Here is a 704-nt window from a genome sequence, read left to right as displayed (position 1 = left end):
ATAAGGTCGTGTAAAAACTCAAAAATGTCGCTTTCTCTATCGGCTACAGTAATCACAGGGGTCGTAAGTTCCCCCAAACGCTCCCTCCTTTTTTGAGAGGATTCAATCCAGCTATAGCTATGTTTTTCTTCTATAGGACGGTCATGGCGATCTACTGTTAAATCATAATCATCGTAGTCAAAGTGTTTTACGTCAATTAATCCCAAAGGTTCATTGCTTTGAGTCACTAATAACGTACTGTGTTGAAATAATCCATATTGAGATTTTTTTCCTTTCCCTCCAATACGACCAAGTTCTGTCTTGGCTGTATGAGTGGTAAAATTAAGTGTCGTTTTATCCTGAATCGCTAAAATATAAGGTGTCTTTACTTCTTTAGCGCGATTGACTGTTTCATGATAATGAGCTTTTAGCAAGGCTTCACCTGATACTTTAGGATTACGAAAAAAAATCATATGCCTGGCGCATATCCTTTTTATCAATAAACAAGCGTTTGATGCAGGACGTAAGCCGTTTTTGTAAGCATACGCCCACTTGGATTGCTCGCCTTACAAGACGTTTGTCTTTAAGTTCTAATGTAGAAAACTCATCCCGAAAAAACGTTTCTGTTGTTCCTGTACCAAGCACTTCTTACTCCATTAAAATAAAAAAGCTCTTAAACAGCATTATAAGAGCTTTGTCAATAAAAACTTAGGGCCAATTGGAAG

General features: G+C 37.5%; 1 protein-coding gene and 1 pseudogene. Both read right to left on the bottom strand.

Annotated features, from left to right (window positions below):
- Window positions 1–452, bottom strand: a pseudogene (locus E1O65_RS12460) (hypothetical protein); the annotation flags it as partial.
- Window positions 436–624 carry a transposase DNA-binding-containing protein gene (locus E1O65_RS12455; RefSeq protein WP_133133909.1) on the bottom strand — a complete coding sequence of 63 codons (189 nt, stop codon included), beginning with the start codon at window positions 622–624 and terminating at the stop codon, window positions 436–438. The pseudogene E1O65_RS12460 and the gene E1O65_RS12455, both read right to left, overlap by 17 nt.
- Between the last annotated feature and the right edge of the window lie 80 nt (window positions 625–704).

It is taken from the genome of Legionella sp. W10-070, assembly GCF_900640175.1.
Classification (GTDB): domain Bacteria; phylum Pseudomonadota; class Gammaproteobacteria; order Legionellales; family Legionellaceae; genus Tatlockia.
Note: the sequence above shows the minus strand (reverse complement) of the source record. Positions and strands in the feature narration are given on the sequence as shown.